The following is a 21,213-nucleotide window of genomic DNA, read 5'->3' on the forward strand; positions in this document are numbered from 1 at the left end:
AAAAACCGGCATAAATGGCAGTTCCCTGCTTTGTTGATTACGCCCGACTTTAATTATATTTGCTTGTTGGTATATACGGTATTTTAAAAAAAACAGATGTGTTCCAACTGCAGGAATCTTGCAATTTAGCAGATTCAGGTATTTGATTAAAAAAGCTATGTCAGACGAAAAAATAATATTCTCGATGGCGGGGGTAAATAAGATTTATCCACCCCAGAAACAAGTCTTAAAAAACATTTACTTATCCTTCTTTTACGGCGCAAAAATCGGTGTAATCGGTTTGAACGGATCGGGTAAATCTTCGGTACTAAAAATTATTGCAGGGATTGATAAAGCATTTCAGGGAGAAGTTGTGTTTTCTCCGGGGTATACCGTCGGATATCTGGCACAGGAGCCGGAACTTGACGAAAATAAAACTGTTCGTGAGGTTGTAGAAGAAGGTGTTGCCGAAATCACTGCTATCCTAAAAGAATATGAGTCTATCAATGAACAGTTCGGTCTGCCGGAAGTTTATGAGAATGCCGAAGTGATGGATAAACTGATGATCAAACAGGGTGAACTTCAGGATAAAATTGATGCAGTTAATGCATGGGAACTCGATAATAAGCTGGAAAGAGCCATGGACGCACTTCGCTGCCCGGAACCCGATACTAAGATTGCAGTACTGTCGGGAGGTGAACGTCGCCGTGTCGCTATGTGCAGACTCTTATTACAAGAACCCGATGTGTTGTTACTTGATGAACCAACCAATCACCTTGATGCAGAAAGTATCGACTGGCTGGAGCAATTCCTGAAAGAGTATAAAGGAACCGTGATTGCCGTAACACATGATAGGTACTTCCTGGACAATGTGGCTGGATGGATTCTTGAACTGGATCGTGGTGAAGGTATTCCATGGAAAGGAAACTATTCTTCGTGGTTAGACCAAAAAGCAAAACGTCTTTCACAGGAAGAGAAAACAGAGAGTAAACGTCAGAAAACTCTTGAGCGCGAATTGGAGTGGGTGCGTATGGCTCCAAAAGCAAGACATGCGAAATCTAAGGCACGTTTATCCAATTATGATAAACTAGCTTCAGAAGACTCGAAAGAAAGAGAAGATAAGCTGGAGCTTTTTATTCCTGCAGGACCACGATTAGGCAATGTAGTTATTGAAGCAAATAATATCACAAAATCTTACGGAGATAAAATCCTGTTTGAAAACTTAAGCTTCTCGTTACCACCAGCGGGTATTGTTGGTATCATCGGTCCGAATGGGGCGGGAAAAACAACATTATTCCGTTTAATCACGGAACAGGAAACTCCAGATGAAGGTACGTTCAGAGTAGGCGAGACTGTAGCGCTGGGGTATGTAGATCAGATGCACAATGATCTTTCACCGGACAAGACAGTTTATGAAAATATTACTGACGGACTAGACAACATCATGCTGGGCAATAAAGCTGTTAACGGTAGAGCTTATGTCTCTAAATTTAACTTTAATGGTGGTGATCAACAGAAAAAAGTTGCTGTATTGTCTGGTGGGGAACGGAACCGTGTTCACCTTGCAATTACCTTGAAAAAAGGCGCGAACGTACTTTTACTCGATGAGCCAACCAATGATATTGACGTGAACACTTTACGTGCACTGGAAGAGGCATTAGAAAATTTCGGCGGTTGTGCGGTTGTTATCAGTCACGATAGATGGTTCCTGGACCGTATTTGTACACATATCCTGGCATTCGAAGGTAATTCTCAGGTTTATTTCTTCGAAGGTAACTACAGCGATTATGAGGAAAACCGAAAGAAACGCCTTGGAGACAGTACTCCACATAGAATCAGGTATAAAAAACTTGTATAACCTCGCTATTTGTGCTCAGGAGAGCCAAACTTCTGAAGCCTGTAAGTGAAATTAAGAAGTACATATCTGGTAATTTGATTGAACCGGCTATCGGTAATCGAATTATCAGATATGCTTCTGACTAAGTTGTTCCCCTGGTTCAAAAGATCATAAGCCTGCACTGAAATAGATCCCTGCCTGTTGTTAAAAAGAGATTTTTCTATACTCAGATTTAACAGCAGAGGATTCGATATATTTATTGAGTACCCCGAATTAATCCGCTTAGATACATCTGCCGTCAAAAAAAGTGACTTATTCAGATTCACCCGGCTGTTTACATTAAATTGCCAGGTTTCTATGTTTCTCAGTCTGAGTAGTGCGATGGCATAGCGGTTGCTGCTATAACTATAAGTCGCATAACCAGACAGATAAAACTTGGGTCTGGTTAACCGCATTTTCAAAGTTTGGGAAAAACTGATGTTACGGTTTGTATTCAGCAGATCATTCGCGAAAGAGATCATATTCATATAGTCCCAATTTCCCCTTAGTTCAACATTAAACCTGTTATTCGCGAAAGGATATGCAAATGAATAATTGGTTCCGATCTGATAGGCACCACTCGCATTTTCAAACCTTGTTTCCTGCTTCAGCGTGTTCAGCGTATCCTGTACGAGCACCACATTACTAACAACCTGGTTTTCGAGAAAAGAAGAATTCAGCCCGACCATTAGTGTCGATCCGCTTTTTTCACCTGTATGCTGAAAGTTCAGACTTCCGCTATGTGTAAAACTCGATTTCAGATTTGGATTACCAACGATGACATTCTGGATATTACTTATATTGGGTACTGGCTGTAACTGATAGATGTCAGGTGGAGTGGTTACGCCCGTATAAACGAATGAGAAGCTATTCCAATCTGACAGAATAAAATTCATATTTGCAATCGGCGAAAGATTCAGCTGACTATTTAATATCTTCTCATAACCAGAATAACGCCCGCGAACTTCACTCGGCTGGGCGCTGATTCCCAGATTATAATTAAACTCTTTCGACTGATACCGGTAACTTACCATAATCCTTTGCTGGAGAAACGACGATGAATAAAGAGAACTCAGAGAATCTACAATACTCAAATCTCCGTTCTCATCATTTACACGGGTGTATAAGCTATTGCGTGTTTTATTCAAAGAGAAGAAATAAGAAAAATCTATATTTCTTCGGACAAGAGAATCTTCATCTGAACGTAATGGTTCCGAATATCTGAAATCTGCCGTAATTGCATTTGATCTGTTTTCGGTCTCTACGAAGCGATGAACTAATGAGTCTTTTGTCGGCAGGCTGTTGGTCTTATTAAAATAAGTAATAACATTTGCGAGGTCTTCTTCAACCTGATTAATACCGCTTGACATGACTATTCCACCTGACATGCTCCTGCCCGGCTTATCCATGCTTCTTGCCCAAACTACATTGGCATTCAAATTAGGCGTTTCTGTCATTGACCGGTTATTGCTTTTCAGATTCTGATGGATCAACCCCGTCTGATTTGAAAATGTTTCCGCGTCTTTATTTCTTTCCGAAAGCGAGCCGCCCAAAGAGGCTTGAAAATAACTTTTATCAGCTATAGACTGGATATTGAAATTAATATGGTGCGTATTATCCAACGAACGGCTCTGGGAATTCAGATCATTTAAAATGATACCTCCGGGATTGATACTTTCAACTTTATTCTGCTGTTTCGAATTATTATTATTGTAATCATAAGAGTATGCAGCGCTAGCAGTTATTCCTGTAAAAAGTTTATCCCGATAATTGATTCCGGCCGCAGCATTCGTATTTACTCCTGCTTCGTTATTGGTATTACTGGAACTACTATTCATGCCGATCTGGCGTGTATCTTCCCATAGATTCGCATTGCCCTGAAGACCATAACGGTTATTAGTGCCACCGCTGACACCAGCATTTCCGAATTTCCCATGATTCTGCCCCGCCTTTGTGACCAGATTAAGCATTTTCTGAGGTTCACCTTCTTTGATCCCAGTAAAATTAGCTTCATCCCCGTAGTCATTGATAATTTCAATTTTATCAATAACCTTTGCCGGTAGCTGGCTAATAAAATCTTTTACGTTATTGGTGAAAAAGTCCTCTCCGTTTACTCTTAACTTAATCAGAGGTTTACCCATTGTACTGGCATTCCCGTTTGCATCTACCTCAACACCGGGTAACTGACGCAGGAGATCTTCCACCCTGTCATTTTCAGAGACTTGGTAGAATGCGGCATTATACTGAATTGTATCTTTTTTGAATTTGACGGGTCTGTCCTTGGCACTGATAATAACTTCATCAAGCAGATTGGATTCTGACGTCAGCACTAACTGACCTACATTTAATTGAAGATAACCTTTCTCAAAATGAAAAGTTCTGGAATAAGGTTTAAAGCCAATACTGAGAATGAGCAGCGAAACTTTGTCGGCTTGAAAACCGGTAAAATTGAATCTCCCGTGGATGTCTGTACTGCTGTTCAGCGTGTCTTTCCCGGCAATCAGGTAAATATCAGCACCACCCACAGAGTTTTCCAGTGAATCGATCACCAGCCCCTGGAGTTTTTGCTGACTTTGCCCTAAAGCTACCGTAGCACAAAGCACCAAAATGACCTGAAATAGAAATACACCTCTTAAATGACCCAAATTCCAATTTTTTATATCTCCAGAAGCCAATATAACAGTTTAATACTGAATTATCAGCCAGTCACAGGGGGTACTGTTTTTTCTGGTCTTGGTCCTCTTTTATAGATAACAAGACCGTTCAGGAAATTTCGTAGAATCTGGTCGCCACAAGGTTTAAAATTTGGATGATCTTCACTACGGAAGAACGACCCTAATTCGCTTTTGGTAACTGTAAAATTTACCAGTCCGAGAATATGAATGATATCTTCATTATTCAGCTCCAGTGCAACCCGCAATTTTTTAATTATATCGTTATTACTCATCCTATAGTGCTATTTCAATTTTCACTTTTTTATGCTTGATTTTCTCTCCGTTTAATGCGCCGAGTACTTGTTGCACCTTATTTCGTTTGACAGCAACATAACAACTCTGGTCTTTCACTTCAATTAATCCAACATCGTCTTTCTCCAGCCCGCCTTTTTTTAATAGCAAGCCAACAACATCAATTTTATTGATCTTATCTTTACGGCCGGCCGCAATGTATAAGGTCTGCCATTGACTGTCCTTAGGCAGGGCGTATTTATCTTTTAATTTTTCAACTGCAATATCTGTTTTCAGAAAAGGGTATTTCTCCTCTGGAGTCATGAGCAGAAAAGCCGTTCCTTTAGCATTCATTCTTGCAGTACGCCCATTTCTATGTAGAAATGCGTCTTCTGTATATGGCAGCTGGTAATGGATGATACATCCGATTTCTGGAATATCAAGGCCTCTTGAAGCCAGGTCTGTTGTGATTAATATCTTGATACTTCCATTACGGAATTTCAACAATGCACGCTCCCTTTCATCCTGTTCCATACCACCATGGAAAATATCATGGGCGAGGTCTTTATCAATCAGCAAATCGCTGATCCTGTCAACAGTTTCCCTATGATTACAGAAAATCAAAGTTGTCTGTTCACCAGTTTTACAAATTAACCTGAATAAGGTATCCAGCTTGTCTTCTGCAGTACTTATAATCTTTTTTAACTGCAGATCTGGTACTACTTGCGCATCTTTTAAGAAATTTATTTCAGTGGCATTTTTAAGTCCTGTGAAGTCTGGGATTTCCTGCATTGCGGTTGCGGAAGTAAGAATACGCTGTTTCAATGATAATAATTTACCAATGATATAAGCCATATCTTCCTGAAAACCAAATTCAAGTGCTTTATCGAATTCGTCAAGAACCAATGTATGTGCACCGGATTCATCGAAGTTTTCATGTCGCAAATGGTACGCAATTCTGCCCGGAGTGCCAATCAGTACCGCAGGAGGTTCTTCAAAATTATTCCTTTCAGTTCTGACAGGATGCCCGCCGTAACAGCAGTTAACTTTGAAGCCTGTACCCATTTGCCTGAAAACCTGTTCTATTTGAAGGGCAAGTTCTCTGGAAGGAACCAGAATTACAGCCTGCACAACTTTAAGATCAGCGCGTAAATTTTTGAGCACAGGTAAAAGAAAGGCTACAGTTTTTCCTGAGCCGGTAGGAGCAAGTAAAATTAAATCTTTTCCTTTCTCTGCCGCAGCAACTGTTTCCAGCTGCATATCATTTAAAGCTGCAATCTTCAGATTACCCAGTACCTTTTCTACCATCATGCGGCAAAGATAAAAGAATTAAGCCAGATATGCCTCAAATAAAGCAAAGGGGCGGATTAAGCTGAAGCCACCGCTTATTGAGGAAGAAATTTCTTACGTATTTTGCTGAGACGAAGTTGTGCTTTTCTTTCGAGTTTCATGAGCATACTTCCTCTTTTGTACATCCATGAAGTGACCTTATCATTAGCAACCTGAATGGGTGAATATATTTTTTCTTCGAGAATATCTAGATATTTCGCGTTTGACCTGCTTTGCTGCAACAGGTAAAATTCGTTTAAAAGTTCTGCTTTCATTTTGTTCAGTTTTAATTATGAATATTGTGCAATTGCGGTTAGATCTGTATAAATGTACACATTGTCTAATTAATTTATGACGCTGGAAATACAACAAATAAACGCCTGGCTTGTTCTATAAGTATTATAATAAACTGAATAAATTTTACATGGAGAGACACACCTATCAGACCGGAATTATCGGAAACTGTGCTTTTTTGGCACATATCAATAAAAACACAAATGTAGACTGGCTTTGCTGGCCAAGATTTGACAGCTCCTTTGTTTTCGGAGGCATACTGGATGAAGAAAAAGGTGGCGAATTCTCTATCCGGCCCCATGGCGAATTTGAGAGTAACCAGTATTATCTGGAAAACACAAATATATTATGCACGGAAATACGCAATGAAGAGGGAACATACCGTATAACAGATTTTGCGCCTAGATTTCATCAGTACGAACGCTACTACAAACCCTTAATGCTAATCCGTAAAATTGAGGTAGTAGAAGGTAATCCAAGAATTAAAGTTACTTGTAAACCAGTGAGTAACTATGGCCTGGAGAAGCAGACCCAGTCCAGGGGAAGTAACCACATTTTGTATATGGATGGTGAAACAAGCATGCAGCTCAGTACAAACATTTCACTTTCCTACATAGAAGACGAGCGTTACTTCGCATTGAATGACACTCGTTATCTTATAATGACTTACGGATATAATCTGGAAGCTCCGGTTGAGAGCACAGCAGAGAGGTTTCTGCTGGAGACTAAAAAATACTGGCGCACCTGGATTAAGCACTCTACTATTGCAGGTTATCAGCAGCAACTGGTTATACGCTCCGCATTGGTATTGAAAATCCATCAATATGAAGATACCGGGGCAATCATAGCTGCCAGCTCTACCAGTTTGCCAGAATCCCCCGGGAGCACAAGAAACTGGGATTACAGATATTGTTGGATGCGCGATACCTATTATGTGATTACAGCTTTAAATCACATCGGACACTTTGAGGAAATGGAACGTTATTTTAATTACATAACAGATATTTCCTTCAGGGAAGATAAACGGTATCAGCCATTGTTCGGGATTGCAGGTGAAAGAGTACTGACTGAACATATTTTAAAACACCTTAAAGGTTATATGGGCAATCAACCGGTCCGTATCGGAAATCAGGCATTTGAACATATCCAAAATGACATCTATGGTCAGGTTTTAATTTCGATGTTACCGCTGTATACAGATAATCGCTTTATTTATTCAGAACGTAAAGACTCTGCGATCTGGCTGGATTATCTTCTTTCTAAAATTGAACGTACTATAGATGAGAAAGATGCGGGTATCTGGGAGTTCAGAAATCTAGCGAACAACCATTGTTATACAAACTTGTTTCAATGGGCAGGTGCTAAAGCGGCATTGAAGATGGCCACCAAAATCGGAAATGCGGAGTATGAAGAGCGGGCCAATATACTTATCGACAAAGCAGCAGCACATATAGAAGCGTGTTATGATCCTGAACGCAAAGTTTACAATCACGCAGTTGGCAGCGAGCATCTGGACGCAAGCACACTGCAACTGATTCTTATGAATTATCTTGACCCGGAATCTGACCGTGCAAAGGATCATTTGATTGCCCTGGAAAAAGAACTTAAAGCAGCAAACGGCTTATTTTATAGATATCGCCATACTGATGATTTCGGGAAACCAAAAACAACCTTTTTAATTTGTGCTTTCTGGTATGTGGAGGCGCTGGCGATGGTTGGCAGGATCGATGATGCAGTTGAAGCATTTGAATCATTAACCGGTTATGGTAATCATCTAGATCTGTTTGCAGAAGATATTGACGAACACGATGGTAGTCAGTGGGGCAATTTCCCTCAGGCATACAGTCACGTCGGGTTGATGAATGCGGCGCACAGAATAGCCATAAAACTCGACAAACCTGGTTTTCTATAACCAAACCTTTCAAAATCAAAAGCGGCAATACCTATTATATAAGTATTGCCGCTTTTGATTTTGAATCGGTGTATCCGTTTATAACTAATGATCCGGCGTGTGCAATGAAAGCGTATTCAGCAAATCTCTCACTTCCGTTGGATTGCGCAGATAATACCTTGCAGCTGATATATTACTACCCACTTTGATAGTGAATGCCTCCGGACTAAGCGCCTTGAAAATATCTTCATCGGTATGGTCATCTCCAAGTGCCAGAATAAAGTCCGGCTCCTCTTCATGCAACCAGCTTAACGTCGCTTTTCCTTTGTTGACTTCGACGTTTTTAAACTCTATCACTTTATTGCCAGGCATTAACTGAAGTCCCTTGTCGGCGATTGTCACTTTGAGGTGGTTAATAATCTCATTTGCACGAAGCTCACCCAGTCCCTTTTCGACTTTTCGGTAATGCCATACCAGCGAATAGCTTTTGTCCTCTATGAAAGATCCTGGAGTACGGTCTGTATAGGTATCCAGTACCGTTCTAACCTCCTGCTTCCAGCGATCGGTAAGTAATGGTAAGGATTTCCAGTCTTGTTCAAAATGTTTATGCCAGGCGCCATGTTCTGCAATCAGATCCAGCTTCAGATGTCCGAACCATTTTTCAAGTGTTTCGTGCCTTCTGCCACTTACGATTACTATTTTATTTGAAGGATCTGCCGATAACCGCTCTAATAACTGATATAGCTCCGGATCTGGTGAAGCCTGATCTATATCGCCCTGAAAACCGACAAGCGTTCCGTCATAATCCAGAAATAAATATCTGTCTTTAGACCTTGTATAGGCATCTTCAATCTGTGTTCTTATTCCTTTAACTGCGTATTTAGTACGCAATGATTCTTGTAAAACTTTAACTTCTTCCAACTTCTCCATAAAATTCTTCACCCAAAGGTGTATATTAAACTTGCTGACGACAGCTCTCATTTGCTTCATCCTAAAGATCTGCTCTGTTTCAGGCATCTGAATAGCTTGCAAAATTGCCCGCATGACCTCTCCAATATTATTGGGGTTAACGATTATCGCATCATTCAATTCCTTTGAGGCACCTGCCATTTCACTAAGAATAAGCACACCGGTATCCTCTGTGCGGCTGGCGACGTATTCTTTACTAACCAGATTCATCCCGTCACGCATTGGCGTAACAAGACACACATCTGCAGTACGGTACAATGCGGAAAGGAATTCGATAGTAAAGGAACGGTAGAAATAATAAACAGGCTGCCAGCTCATTGTCCGGTAACTTGAATTTATATTTCCGACAAGCTGATCAATCTGATCCCGCAGCTCTTTGTATCTCGGAACGGTATCCCTGGACGGCACGACAATCATGTATAAAGAAATATGTCCGATTAATTCGGGATGGGTTTGCAGCAGCAGTTCGTAAGCCTGTAACCTTTGCAAAATACCCTTACTGTAGTCAAGCCGGTCGATAGTCAGAATAACCTTCCTTTCTCCCATAGTCTTCCTGAACAAGCGCATATGCTCCCTCACCTGTGGTTCTGCAATTAACCCCTCAAATTTATCAGAATCTATTCCCATAGGGAATGACTCAACTACGATCTGCCTGTCTTTATAACTGACAATATTATCTGATACCTTAACCTGCGGTAAACGGGAGGCTGCGCTCAAAAAATGTCTTACGTCATCAAAAGTGTGGAAACCCAGCAAATCTGCGCCTAGCATTCCGGCAATGAGTTCATCTCTCCAGGGAATGAGCCTGAATATTTCATAAGATGGAAAAGGGATATGCTGAAAGAAACCGATCAGAACCTGAGGCTGTATTTCTCTGATCAATGCAGAGAGTAACAGTAACTGATAGTCGTGTACCCATACTGTGTCGCCTTCTTGCAGGTGACTGGCTACGATATGACTGAATTTTTCATTAACCTGCTGATAGGAATCCCTGTAACTCTGGTCAAAATTTGCGTAAGTAACCATGTAATGGAATACAGGCCACAATACTTCATTAGAAAAGCCTTCGTAATAGAGATTAATTTCGTCGGCTGTAAGAAATACAGGGATAAGATTGAGTTCTGCAAGTTTTTCAGTAACCTCTGCCTGCCGCTCTTCGGGCACTTCAATTCCAGGCCAGCCGACCCAGATATTATCACCTTTTTTATATACTGACCCTAATCCTGTTGCCAGGCCGCCTTCACTTGGACTTAGGCGGTATTCCCCCTGATGCTCTACTATTTTTACGGGTAATCGATTTGATACTATAATTGTTTTGTTAACCATATTATGTATTAGACAACGTCTGCAATTACATATTGTTTTAATTTTCTTAGTTTAAAGAAAGGACATCGGCGATTAAAAGCGCTAAAAAAAAGACAAGTACATGTTTATAACAGATTGATTGTTAGTAAATAAACAACATTATTTTCACGTATATTTAACACTAACAACTTAATTTTAAGAAACCTGTTTCGGGTTGTGATAAATGAGAAGCTTATGACCTGGAAAAAATTCAATGGAGAGATCATCCATCAACCAATTCTTGATGAAGTCGAAAATGCAATTATCAGAGAAACCGAAAAAGGCTATCACTTGAAGGTGTGTATAGGGACAGATTCTCAGGTAAAAGGCCCTTACACAGATTTTGCGACGGTCATTGTACTATTACGTGAGCAACATGGTGGCTTTATGTACATCCATCAGGAAAAAAGCCAGCAAATTATGAGCATTAAAGAAAGAATGCTGATCGAAGTACAAAAATCTATCGAGACCGCCTACGCTGTATGTGATTTACTGGACCTCTATGATGTAGACCTGGAAGTACATGCTGACATTAATACGAACCCTATGTTTAAATCAAACAAAGCACTTAATGAGGCAATGGGGTACATATTAAGTATGGGCTTTATTTTCAAAGCGAAACCTGAAGCATTTGCAAGTTCTACCTGTGCCGATAAAATGGTCCATTAAAACGGATTAAAATCAGGCTTTTCAAAAGAAAAGCCTGATTTTTAAATTTATTCCTCAAAAGCATATACCGCAGCCAGGGAGAACTGTGATGCCGTTTTTGTAGGGTCTAAGTTGTTTTTGACAAACCTTGAAGTGTTGCCGTTATCCAGACGGATTTCCGGAATAAATGTCAGTCCCCCGGATTTCAGGTTCGCAGACAAAGTTACTGAGCCCATTTTATATCCTTCCACATCCTCAGTAGCCTTCGACTCAAAATATTCAGTTCTCAGACCAAGCGACAAAGCTTCATTGAAAGCATGCAAGAAGTAAAGTGCCGCACCACTATAGCCTCCGCCATGGTTAGATACAGAGTAATCTGCGGCATTCAATCCGAGCTTAAACTTCTCCGTCAGCTGGTAGCTCGTCGTCAGATCATAAATCGACCCGGTTCCCGGCGCACCCACAGATTTTCCAGTTAACAGATTTAAATTCGCCGTCCATCCGGTAACAGGCGCTAAAGTTAATTGTGCTCCAAAATGCGAAACACCATTAACGTCTTTGTAAACGTTCCAGTCATCAAACAGACCGACCATTAAAGCTACCTTGTCTGAGAAGGTGTAATTCGCTTTAACACCTGCATTTTGGAAAGGCCCGCTTGAAAACAAATAAGAGGTCGAATAATTCACATTGCCAACAGGAGAAATAACTTCATAACCAATAAAAGTACCCATGTATCCAGCAGTCATGGAAAATTTATCTGCAAAAGCATAGGTCACATAAAGATTCTGAATGTTAAAATTGTTATCGCCGTTAACTTCCGAACCATCACCATTTGGAAGGGAAGCGTATTGCCCTCTTGGCCCAAAAGAAACCTCTCCAACAAATGAAGCTTTACCCTTGGTTTTTTTTAATCCTATATCTATCATTCCCAACGACACTGAGTTTTGATCATTAGCAAAACTCGTTTGAATATTTGGCTTTCCGGAGAAATCGTATTTATAATAGGTGTCTACTGAACCGGTAATTTCCAGCTGATTGGATAATTTTACCTGCCCGTAAGTCGCAGAGCTTAATGTTAGTGCCGAGATAGTTAAGATAGAGCTGATTTTCATATGGATTAGTTTTATATGCCAGTAAAAAAGATTGCTCGTCTAATTTTTACCGGATCAGGCAGATATATGGTCTATTTCTATCCCTGATGATGCCACAATTAAAGTACCCTGCGAGTATTTTTCATTATGCTGACTAGCGTCCAGGCCTTCTTCTTCTTCTTGAGAAGTTACGCGGATCGGTTCAATTGCATTAACCAGTTTAAAAATCACATAAGAAACTGCGAAACTGAATACTGCTACTATTACAACCCCTTTTAGTTGTGTAAAGAAGAATTCAGGATTACCATAAAACAGACCATCCACGCCAGCCGCATTCACAGTTTTAGTGGCAAATACTCCGGTAAGCAACATACCAACTATACCACCAACTCCATGACAAGGAAATACATCCAGTGTATCATCCAGACTAGTTTTAGATTTCCAGACTACAGCCAGATTCGAAATAATCGCAGCAAAAGCACCTATAAAAATACTGTGAGGGATAGCTACAAAGCCGGCACCCGGTGTAATCGCTACCAATCCAACTACCGCCCCGATACAGAAACCGAGTACAGAAGGTTTTTTTCCTCTCAGGACGTCAAAAAACATCCATGACAGACCTGCTGCCCCCGCTGCCACGCTGGTTGTAGCCAATGCCGATACCGCAAGACTGTTAGCTCCCATTGCAGATCCGGCATTGAAACCAAACCAGCCAAACCATAATAAACCTGTTCCTATTAAAACGTAAGGAATATTGGCTGGAGGTATCTCTTGGTGATCAGCATGTACCTTTCTTCTTTTTAGAACTAATGCACCGGCCAAAGCAGCCATACCAGCCGAGATATGTACAACTGTACCACCTGCAAAATCGAGAACACCCATTTTAAACAGGATTCCCTCAGGATGCCAGGTCCAGTGCGCCAGCGGACTGTATACAAAAACCGCAAATAATACAATAAACAGAATATATGAAGTGAACCTGATTCTTTCTGCTACAGCACCTACAACCAGCCCGGGAGTAATAATAGCGAACATCAGTTGGAAGAATGCGAAAAGTGTTAAAGGTATTGTAGGTGCCATACTCCAGGGCTGACCAGAATTTACGCCCTGAAAAAACAGGAAAGTGCCGGGATTCCCGATAAAACCACCGATACTGTCCCCGAAAGCCAGGCTAAAACCAACTGTGACCCACAATACACTGATTACCCCTGCCGATACAATACTTTTGATCATTGTAGACAATACATTCTTGCGATGTACCATACCACCGTAAAAGAAAGCCAGACCGGGGGTCATTAAGAAGACCAAAGCAGTTGCTGCAAGCATCCAGCCTACGTCTGCCGAATTGTATTTCCCTTCATCAAAATTAGCTTTAAGGGGAACAAATAAGGCAAGAACAGACACGATTGCCAGAATCGCGAACGGAAAGAACCGTTTTAACACTATTTTACTCATGATTGTAGATTTATTAGGTTATGTAAATATATTTTACTCGTTTTTATACCTAAATTATTAAATAAATTCTAATTATATCATATAAATATTACAAACAATACTAAAATCACCAAAAACAAAAGACAAAAACACTAAAAAAACAGGTTAAAATTTATAATTATAAAATATTAGAGCTGTTTTGATGTTTATTTTTTGATAAAAACCCATAAAAGAGAAAATATAATTGTCAAAAATGCATAAATGATAAATATTCATGTTTTTTTTTAATTCGTAATAAATGGACCTGATTTTGCCGTAACCAAAAGCAATCTTAAATTAAACCATGAAAGCTCATCAACTTCAATTCGTACAGAAAATGCCGGTTAGTCTTGAACAGGCTTGGGATTTTTTCTCATCTCCACTAAATCTCGCTAAAATCACCCCTGAAGAAATGGCTTTTAAAGTCACCTCGAACATAAACCCCATCGATAAAATGTATGCAGGGATGATCATCACGTATAAAGTTTCTCCGGTAGCGGGCATCAAATTAAACTGGATGACAGAAATTACACAGGTAGAAGAGCAGCGTTATTTTATTGATGAGCAAAGATTCGGTCCATATCAATTCTGGCACCATCAGCATCATTTCAAGAGTATACCAGGTGGTGTGGAAATGACAGATGTGCTTACCTACGGAATGCCCCTGGGTTTTTTGGGTACAATAGCAAACAGCCTGTTCGTGGCGAACAAGCTGCAGCAGATTTTTAAATACAGAAAAGAAAAGGTAGACGCTCTTTTCGGCAGTTATGAAATATTATAGGAATTTATACAGCCTGAGCATCTGCGACTACATAAGCGGAGCCTTGTACTACTCCCCTTTTTTCAATTTCTTTATCTATATAAGTCTGAATAGCGGATTTGTTTAACCCCCAGTTTGGAGCTATAAGTAAATCCCAGTCTGAAATACCGAATAAACGCTGAATAACAATATCCGGCCTGAGTAGCGGAATCAATTTACATAGCAGATCTGTATATTCTTCCAGACTGAATAAGTGAAATGGTTCTTTTTTAAACTTGGCTCCCATAATCGAACCTTCTACGATATGCAGGTGGTGGAATTTAACGAATTTTATTTGCGGGAAACGGTTAATTTCATGAATGTAACCCAGCATCATTTCTTCCGTTTCCCAGGGAAATCCAAAGATGGTATGTACGCAAAGATCTAACTTTGAATTTTCAAGCAATTTAACAGCTTCTACAAATTCTCCATGACTGCATCCACGGTTAATCTTTTCCAGGGTTTCATCATAAATAGATTCCATCCCCATCTCCAGATCCACATCAAACCGGTCTGAGTAGCTTTCCAGCAGCGCAACTTTCTCTGCATCTATACAATCTGGACGCGTACCCACTGAAAAACCAACAACGTCTTCAGGATTAATAGACAACGCTTCGTCATACATCATTTTCAGATAATGAACCGGAGCGTAAGTATTGGTATTAGGCTGGAAATAAACAATAAACTTGTCGGCCTTATAAAAACCCTTACCTCTCTCCATACCCTGCTCCAGCTGCTCCCGAATAGTCGGCAGCTTCCTGGATAACTCAGGTGTAAAAGAATCGACATTACAATAAGTACAGCCACCATAGCCTTTACTTCCGTCCCTGTTAGGACAGGTAAAACCGCCATCAACAATAACTTTAAATACCCGCTGCCCTTTATACTTTTCCTTAAGGTGAGTACCGTAATTATTATAACCTTTTATTCCTGAATCTAGTGGAGTTCCCAATTGCTTTTTTTTTCACAAAAATACAGCTTTTAATTTATTCTTTTTGTCAGCAAAAATGCAGAAATGAAAAAGCCTGTACCCTGGTTAAGGATACAGGCATCAGCTAGAAATACTTTTTAATTTTCTACTGCTGGTTTTGACAGGTAATAAACAGGAATACCCGCCAGCATAATTAACACTCCCCAGCCGCAGGTATCCAATCTGGTTAGTAATAAAGCAATACATATAGCACTGGCAAAGAGAATATATATCACTGGCAATACCGGATAACCGAAAGCTTTATAAGGCCGGACTGTGTCAGGTTGCTTCTTACGAAGAATGAAAATACCGGCTATTGTAAGTATGTAGAATATAATTACTATTATCATCACGTAGTCCAGCAGATCTCCATATTTACCTGTAAGACATAAAACAGAAGCCCATATGCATTGAAACCACAAGGCCCAGCCAGGAACACCCGAAGCATTCAGCCTGGATGCTTTTTTAAAGAACAAACCGTCCCCCGCCATCGTATAATACACTCTCGCTCCAGCCATAATCAGCCCGTTATTACAGGCAAATGTGGAAATCATAATCATTACGGCAATAATAATTGTTCCCGTATCTCCAAAAATATACTGTGCGGCGTCTACAGCTACCCTGTCGGACTTTGCAGTCGCAATCTCCTGCAGCGGCATCACCGCAACATACATCAGATTGGCCAGAATGTAAATTACACTCACGATAAACGTCCCCAGAAACAAACTTAATCCCACATTGCGCTCCGGCTTCCTGATCTCGCCCGCAATGAATGTAACGCCCACCCAGGCATCGCTGGAAAATAAAGATCCAACCATAGCCGCAGCTATTCCTGAGAGCAGCGCTGTACCGCCTATAGACATCCAGCTGCCGCTTGCCACATCAAACGCCCTGGTATTCCAGGCGTCAGACCAGTTTGCATCCCAGACCGCTGTATTAGCACCGAAAAAGAACCCACCCGCTACCAGTCCGAGCAAAGAGAGAATTTTCACTATCGTGAGAAAAGTCTGCAGAATCTTCCCATCTTTCACCCCCCTGCTATTTATATAAGTAAGTATAATAATGGTCACGATGGAAACTAGCTGGGCTGCATTTAGCTGAAAGCCCCCCAAATCCATCAGTATATTTTCATCACTGAATGGTTCATAGAGATATGCTGCGAACTTCGAAAATGCAACGCCCACTGCGGCTATAGTCCCGGTCTGAATAACCGCGAAGAAACTCCATCCGTACAAAAAGGCGATCAATTTATTATATGCCTCTTTCAGATAAACATACTGCCCCCCTGCCTTCGGGTACATTGCGCTCAGCTCACCGTAACTCACCGCAGCAATTACGGTGATTATCCCGGTAAGTACCCAGATCAGAATGAGCCAGCCAGCCGATCCAACCTGCCGGGCTATATCAGCCGATACGATAAAAATTCCTGATCCGATCATGGAGCCCACGACCAGCATGGTGCCATCTAATAAGCCAAGTTCCCTTCTGAAAGAGCCCTCTTCCTGTTCTTTATTCATATCGCTGGTTTTGGTGGGTTGTTTTTTACACTAATATAGGTTTTACATTCAGCAGAAACCAGGACATTAAATTTGGCAAAGTCGCAAACTCTCTTAAATTTGTATAGGAGCCCCTAATCTCCTGATGCTCAGCAACCAAATATCAAACCATATATGATTTTTTTACAGCAAAACCTAATCTATCTCATCCCCGTATTCGGGCTGATGGGAATTATTGTGATGGCGTTTCAACGTGCCTGGGTTAACCGGCAGGATGCCGGGGACAGCAAGATGTCAGAACTTGCAGGTTATATTGCAGATGGTGCAATGGCATTTCTTCGCGCCGAATGGAAAGTTCTAAGCTATTTTGTTATCATCGCCAGTATTCTGCTTGCCTGGTCCGGAACGTTAAAAGGAAGTCCGGAGAGCCCAATACATTCCAGTCCCGTAATCGCTATTGCTTTCATAATAGGGGCTGTATTCTCTGCTTTCGCCGGATTCATCGGTATGCGAATTGCAACCCGTGCCAACGTCAGAACCACACAGGCAGCAAGAACGAGTCTGCGCAAAGCGCTGCAAGTGGCCTTCACAGGAGGTACAGTAATGGGATTCGGCGTGGCTGGATTAGCAATTTTCGGATTGGGCAGTGTCTTTATTATACTATACCACAGCTTTGTTAACCCTGCGGGTCCCGATGCTTCAGCAGAATTAAAAAAGACAATCGAAGTACTGGCAGGATTTTCACTGGGAGCGGAGAGTATCGCTCTTTTTGCAAGAGTCGGAGGAGGCATTTATACTAAGGCAGCAGATGTCGGCGCCGATCTTGTAGGAAAGGTAGAAGCAGGTATTCCCGAAGACGACGTTAGAAACCCGGCCACCATAGCCGATAATGTAGGAGATAACGTTGGTGACGTAGCTGGTATGGGCGCAGATCTTTTCGGCTCATATGTGGCAACGATTCTTGCCACAATGGTTCTTGGACAGGAAATTGAATCTGCAGATGCATTTGGAGGAATGGCACCTGTACTTCTGCCAATGCTTATTGCGGGTCTCGGTTTGATCTTCTCTATGATATCTTCCGTATTTGTCAGGATTAAAACCGATAAAGACAGTGTACAGCAAGCCCTGAACATGGGAAACTGGATGTCTATCATGCTAACTGCTGTCGCTTCTTATTTTGCCGTACGCTGGTTATTGCCCCCGACCATGGTTATACGCGGGTTTGAATTTACACCTACCGCTGTCTATTACGCCATTCTTATCGGCCTGCTGGTTGGAACATTGATGAGCTTAATCACCGAGTACTATACCGCAATGGGCAAAAGACCCGTCAATTCGATCATACAGCAAAGTTCAACGGGACATGCTACCAACATAATCGGTGGACTCTCTGTCGGTATGGAATCAACAGTATTACCTATTCTTGTACTTGCAGGCGGAATTTACGGCTCCTATCATTTTGCAGGTTTTTATGGTGTGGCAATCGCAGCTGCAGGCATGATGGCCACTACTGCTATGCAACTGGCAATCGATGCCTTCGGTCCAATTGCCGATAATGCCGGAGGAATTGCAGAAATGAGCGGTTTACCTGCAGAAGTACGTGAACGGACGGACATACTTGATGCGGTTGGGAACACTACTGCTGCTACCGGAAAAGGATTCGCTATCGCATCTGCAGCACTTACTTCCCTGGCCCTTTTCGCAGCCTTCGCCGGAATTTCTGGAATTACAGCTATAGATATTTATAAAGCAGATGTACTTGCTGGTCTTTTCGTTGGCGGAATGATTCCTTTTATTTTTTCCGCCCTATGTATATCGGCCGTTGGAAGGGCTGCTATGGCTATGGTACGGGAAGTCAGACGGCAGTTTAAAGAGATCCCGGGCATTATGGAGTATAAAGCCAAGCCAGAATACGAGAAATGTGTGGCCATTTCGACGGAGGCTTCGATACGGGAAATGGTATTGCCCGGTGCGATTGCTTTGCTCAGCCCTATAATCGTCGGCTTTATCTTCGGCCCTGAAGTGCTCGGTGGACTGCTGGCGGGTGTTACTGTATCTGGCGTACTGATGGGGATTTTTCAGTCTAATGCCGGTGGCGCCTGGGACAATGCGAAAAAATCATTTGAAAAAGGCGTGTTGATTAACGGAGAGATGGAATTCAAAGGATCTGACTCTCATAAAGCATCTGTAACAGGCGACACTGTTGGAGATCCGTTCAAAGACACCTCCGGACCGTCTATGAATATCCTTATTAAATTAATGTCTATTGTTTCTCTGGTCATTGCACCACATATTGCGGTACCTTTTGTGAAAAACGCAAAAACTGAGATCAGAAAAGAGATCCAAATTCAACAATCAACAGATTTAAACGGAGTAATCAAAAGAGACACTATCAAAAATGTTACCGATACATTGTTAATTCCATAAAAAATGGAATCAGTTTAGGGAATAAATGGTATTTCCAAAAAAAATCCCTTTTATTCTTAAATTTTTTTAATTAGGTTTGAAACTGTATTAACCCACCAAGTAAATCAAAAAATTTAAACCATCAAATTAACTTATGTTATTTAAAAAATCTATTCCACAATTATTGGCTGAGGCTAATGAAAGTGGTGAGGGTACTTTACAACGCTCATTAACAAGTTTCAACCTCGTCGCGTTAGGCGTTGGTGCAATTATCGGAGCAGGGTTATTTTCCCTGACTGGGATAGCAGCGGCAGATAACGCTGGGCCGGCAGTAATCCTCTCCTTCATCATTGCAGCGATAGGATGTGGATTTGCTGGGCTATGTTACGCGGAATTTGCCTCCATGATTCCGGTAGCAGGAAGTGCCTACACTTACTCTTATGCTACAATGGGAGAATTTATGGCCTGGATTATTGGCTGGGATCTGGTCCTTGAGTATGCTTTAAGTGCTGCAACTGTAGCTGCCAGCTGGTCACAGTACTTTTCACAATTCCTTCTGGAGTTCGGTATCCATTTTCCACAACAGCTCCTGCATGGTCCCTGGGAGGGAGGCTTGATTAACCTGCCTGCTATAATAATTGTATGCTTGCTGTCAATGCTGTTAATCCGCGGTACTAAAGACTCCTCTACAGTTAATAACGTTCTTGTTATTGTAAAAGTAGCGGTTGTATTGATTTTTATTGCTTTAGGATGGAGCTTTATTGATCCGGCAAACCACACCCCTTTTATCCCGGCAAATGCTGGTGAAGAAGCTGTTAAAGCAGGTACTAAAGGATTCTTTGAATTCTTCGCAAGTGATGACTTTGGCCATTTCGGTATCAGCGGTGTTTTACGTGGAGCCGGAGTAGTTTTCTTTGCATTTATCGGTTTTGATGCCGTAAGTACTGCTGCACAGGAAGCAAAAAACCCACAAAAAGGTATGCCGATTGGTATTATCGGATCTTTGATCGTTTGTACATTACTTTACGTTCTGTTCTCTTATGTAATGACAGGATTAGAGAATTACACGAAATTTGCAGGTGACGCTAAACCAGTTGCAACTGCATTTGCACAGACCGGATACACCTTCCTTAATCGTTTCCTGATGGTTGCGATTCTTGCTGGTTACACTTCGGTAATCCTGGTTATGTTACTTGGACAAAGCCGTGTATTCTATAGTATGAGTAAAGATGGGTTGTTACCTAAAATCTTCTCTGACTTACACAAAACAAACCAGACGCCTTGGAAAACCAATCTGATGTTTATGGTCTTTGTAAGTATCTTCGCTGGTTTCGTACCGGTTTCTGACCTGGGTCATATGGTAAGTATCGGTACCCTGTTTGCCTTCTCACTGGTATGTATAGGTGTATTGATTCTTAGAAAAACTGATCCGGATCTGGTAAGACCTTTCCGTACGCCATTAGTACCACTTGTACCTATTCTGGGTATTATTGTGTGCGTGCTGATGATGGCTTCCCTACCGATTGTAAGTTGGGAACGTTTAGGAATCTGGATGGCCTTAGGGGTCGCCATTTATTATGCGTATGGACGTAAACATAGTTATATCAGAAAAGCGCATCATGACTCATTGAAAAAATAAGTTATCCATTTTTATGAATAAATTAAAAAGCCACTTCACAGTGGCTTTTTAATTTTTAGAATTT

At 41.3% G+C, this 21,213-nt stretch carries 15 protein-coding genes; 6 read left to right on the forward strand and 9 right to left on the reverse strand.

Annotation, left to right across the window (positions count from 1 at the left end; all coding sequences use genetic code 11):
- The first annotated feature begins 157 nt into the window (after positions 1-157).
- A complete protein-coding gene (ettA, locus tag BM192_RS18365) occupies positions 158-1,837 on the forward strand; it encodes an energy-dependent translational throttle protein EttA (protein ID WP_037437939.1) in 1,680 nt (559 codons plus the stop codon).
- A gap of 5 nt (positions 1,838-1,842) precedes the next feature.
- On the opposite strand, the gene BM192_RS18370 is transcribed toward ettA, so the two are convergent.
- The 4 genes from BM192_RS18370 to BM192_RS18385 all read right to left on the reverse strand — a co-directional run bounded on the left by BM192_RS18370 (position 1,843) and on the right by BM192_RS18385 (position 6,404).
- A complete protein-coding gene (locus BM192_RS18370; RefSeq protein ID WP_139218462.1) occupies positions 1,843-4,500 on the reverse strand; it encodes an outer membrane beta-barrel protein in 2,658 nt (885 codons plus the stop codon).
- Positions 4,501-4,553: 53 nt separating this feature from the next.
- Positions 4,554-4,802: a DUF1456 family protein gene (locus BM192_RS18375; RefSeq protein WP_037437937.1), complete on the reverse strand. Its 249-nt coding sequence runs from the start codon at positions 4,800-4,802 to the stop codon at positions 4,554-4,556.
- 1 nt (position 4,803) lies between these two features.
- Positions 4,804-6,111 (reverse strand): DEAD/DEAH box helicase, encoded by a 1,308-nt coding sequence (locus BM192_RS18380; RefSeq protein ID WP_074589230.1) that lies wholly within the window; start codon positions 6,109-6,111, stop codon positions 4,804-4,806.
- 74 nt (positions 6,112-6,185) lie between these two features.
- Positions 6,186-6,404, reverse strand: coding sequence for a hypothetical protein (locus tag BM192_RS18385; protein ID WP_037437936.1), 219 nt, complete (start codon positions 6,402-6,404; stop codon positions 6,186-6,188).
- 149 nt (positions 6,405-6,553) lie between these two features.
- On the opposite strand from BM192_RS18385, the gene BM192_RS18390 reads away from it, so the two are divergent.
- Positions 6,554-8,335 (forward strand): glycoside hydrolase family 15 protein, encoded by a 1,782-nt coding sequence (locus BM192_RS18390; RefSeq protein ID WP_037437951.1) that lies wholly within the window; start codon positions 6,554-6,556, stop codon positions 8,333-8,335.
- Between the two features lie 84 nt (positions 8,336-8,419).
- On the opposite strand, the gene BM192_RS18395 is transcribed toward BM192_RS18390, so the two are convergent.
- Positions 8,420-10,609: a bifunctional alpha,alpha-trehalose-phosphate synthase (UDP-forming)/trehalose-phosphatase gene (locus BM192_RS18395; RefSeq protein WP_037437935.1), complete on the reverse strand. Its 2,190-nt coding sequence runs from the start codon at positions 10,607-10,609 to the stop codon at positions 8,420-8,422.
- Between the two features lie 213 nt (positions 10,610-10,822).
- On the opposite strand from BM192_RS18395, the gene BM192_RS18400 reads away from it, so the two are divergent.
- Positions 10,823-11,296, forward strand: a complete 474-nt coding sequence (locus BM192_RS18400) for a ribonuclease H-like YkuK family protein (RefSeq protein WP_037437934.1) — start codon at positions 10,823-10,825, stop codon at positions 11,294-11,296.
- A gap of 47 nt (positions 11,297-11,343) precedes the next feature.
- On the opposite strand, the gene BM192_RS18405 is transcribed toward BM192_RS18400, so the two are convergent.
- Together BM192_RS18405 and BM192_RS18410 are read right to left on the reverse strand one after the other, a co-directional pair.
- Positions 11,344-12,387 carry a porin gene (locus tag BM192_RS18405; RefSeq protein ID WP_037437933.1) on the reverse strand — a complete coding sequence of 348 codons (1,044 nt, stop codon included), beginning with the start codon at positions 12,385-12,387 and terminating at the stop codon, positions 11,344-11,346.
- A gap of 54 nt (positions 12,388-12,441) precedes the next feature.
- Entirely contained in the window at positions 12,442-13,821 is a 1,380-nt protein-coding gene (locus BM192_RS18410; RefSeq protein WP_037437932.1) for an ammonium transporter, read from the reverse strand.
- Between the two features lie 322 nt (positions 13,822-14,143).
- Between BM192_RS18410 and BM192_RS18415 the strand changes: the two genes are divergently transcribed.
- The gene (locus tag BM192_RS18415) at positions 14,144-14,620 is read left to right on the forward strand and encodes an SRPBCC family protein (protein ID WP_037437930.1); all 477 of its coding nucleotides are present in this window, start codon (positions 14,144-14,146) and stop codon (positions 14,618-14,620) included.
- Between the two features lie 4 nt (positions 14,621-14,624).
- Here BM192_RS18415 and BM192_RS18420 read toward each other — a convergent pair whose 3' ends face one another.
- Complete coding sequence (locus BM192_RS18420) at positions 14,625-15,590, reverse strand: tRNA modification radical SAM protein MnmL/YtqA (protein WP_037437928.1); 966 nt, start codon at positions 15,588-15,590, stop codon at positions 14,625-14,627.
- 116 nt (positions 15,591-15,706) lie between these two features.
- Positions 15,707-17,125, reverse strand: coding sequence for an APC family permease (locus tag BM192_RS18425; RefSeq protein ID WP_037437927.1), 1,419 nt, complete (start codon positions 17,123-17,125; stop codon positions 15,707-15,709).
- A 153-nt stretch (positions 17,126-17,278) separates the two neighbouring features.
- Between BM192_RS18425 and BM192_RS18430 the strand changes: the two genes are divergently transcribed.
- Positions 17,279-19,531 (forward strand): sodium-translocating pyrophosphatase, encoded by a 2,253-nt coding sequence (locus tag BM192_RS18430; protein WP_037437926.1) that lies wholly within the window; start codon positions 17,279-17,281, stop codon positions 19,529-19,531.
- A 133-nt stretch (positions 19,532-19,664) separates the two neighbouring features.
- Positions 19,665-21,149, forward strand: a complete 1,485-nt coding sequence (locus tag BM192_RS18435) for an amino acid permease (protein WP_037437924.1) — start codon at positions 19,665-19,667, stop codon at positions 21,147-21,149.
- Positions 21,150-21,213 lie beyond the last annotated feature (64 nt).

Origin of the sequence: Pedobacter antarcticus (assembly GCF_900112985.1) — a bacterium.
In the GTDB taxonomy this organism is placed as follows: Bacteria; Bacteroidota; Bacteroidia; order Sphingobacteriales; family Sphingobacteriaceae; genus Pedobacter; species Pedobacter antarcticus.

Bases quoted from the DNA above. Each gene is read 5' to 3' on its own strand.
- BM192_RS18410 (WP_037437932.1), bottom strand. From the start codon at position 13,821: ATGAGTAAAATAGTGTTAAAACGGTTCTTTCCGTTCGCGATTCTGGCA.
- BM192_RS18425 (WP_037437927.1), bottom strand. From the start codon at position 17,125: ATGAATAAAGAACAGGAAGAGGGCTCTTTCAGAAGGGAACTTGGCTTA.
- BM192_RS18390 (WP_037437951.1), top strand. From the start codon at position 6,554: ATGGAGAGACACACCTATCAGACCGGAATTATCGGAAACTGTGCTTTT.
- BM192_RS18415 (WP_037437930.1), top strand. From the start codon at position 14,144: ATGAAAGCTCATCAACTTCAATTCGTACAGAAAATGCCGGTTAGTCTT.
- BM192_RS18380 (WP_074589230.1), bottom strand. From the start codon at position 6,111: ATGATGGTAGAAAAGGTACTGGGTAATCTGAAGATTGCAGCTTTAAAT.
- BM192_RS18405 (WP_037437933.1), bottom strand. From the start codon at position 12,387: ATGAAAATCAGCTCTATCTTAACTATCTCGGCACTAACATTAAGCTCT.
- BM192_RS18375 (WP_037437937.1), bottom strand. From the start codon at position 4,802: ATGAGTAATAACGATATAATTAAAAAATTGCGGGTTGCACTGGAGCTG.
- BM192_RS18400 (WP_037437934.1), top strand. From the start codon at position 10,823: ATGACCTGGAAAAAATTCAATGGAGAGATCATCCATCAACCAATTCTT.
- BM192_RS18385 (WP_037437936.1), bottom strand. From the start codon at position 6,404: ATGAAAGCAGAACTTTTAAACGAATTTTACCTGTTGCAGCAAAGCAGG.
- BM192_RS18395 (WP_037437935.1), bottom strand. From the start codon at position 10,609: ATGGTTAACAAAACAATTATAGTATCAAATCGATTACCCGTAAAAATA.
- BM192_RS18435 (WP_037437924.1), top strand. From the start codon at position 19,665: ATGTTATTTAAAAAATCTATTCCACAATTATTGGCTGAGGCTAATGAA.
- ettA (WP_037437939.1), top strand. From the start codon at position 158: ATGTCAGACGAAAAAATAATATTCTCGATGGCGGGGGTAAATAAGATT.
- BM192_RS18430 (WP_037437926.1), top strand. From the start codon at position 17,279: ATGATTTTTTTACAGCAAAACCTAATCTATCTCATCCCCGTATTCGGG.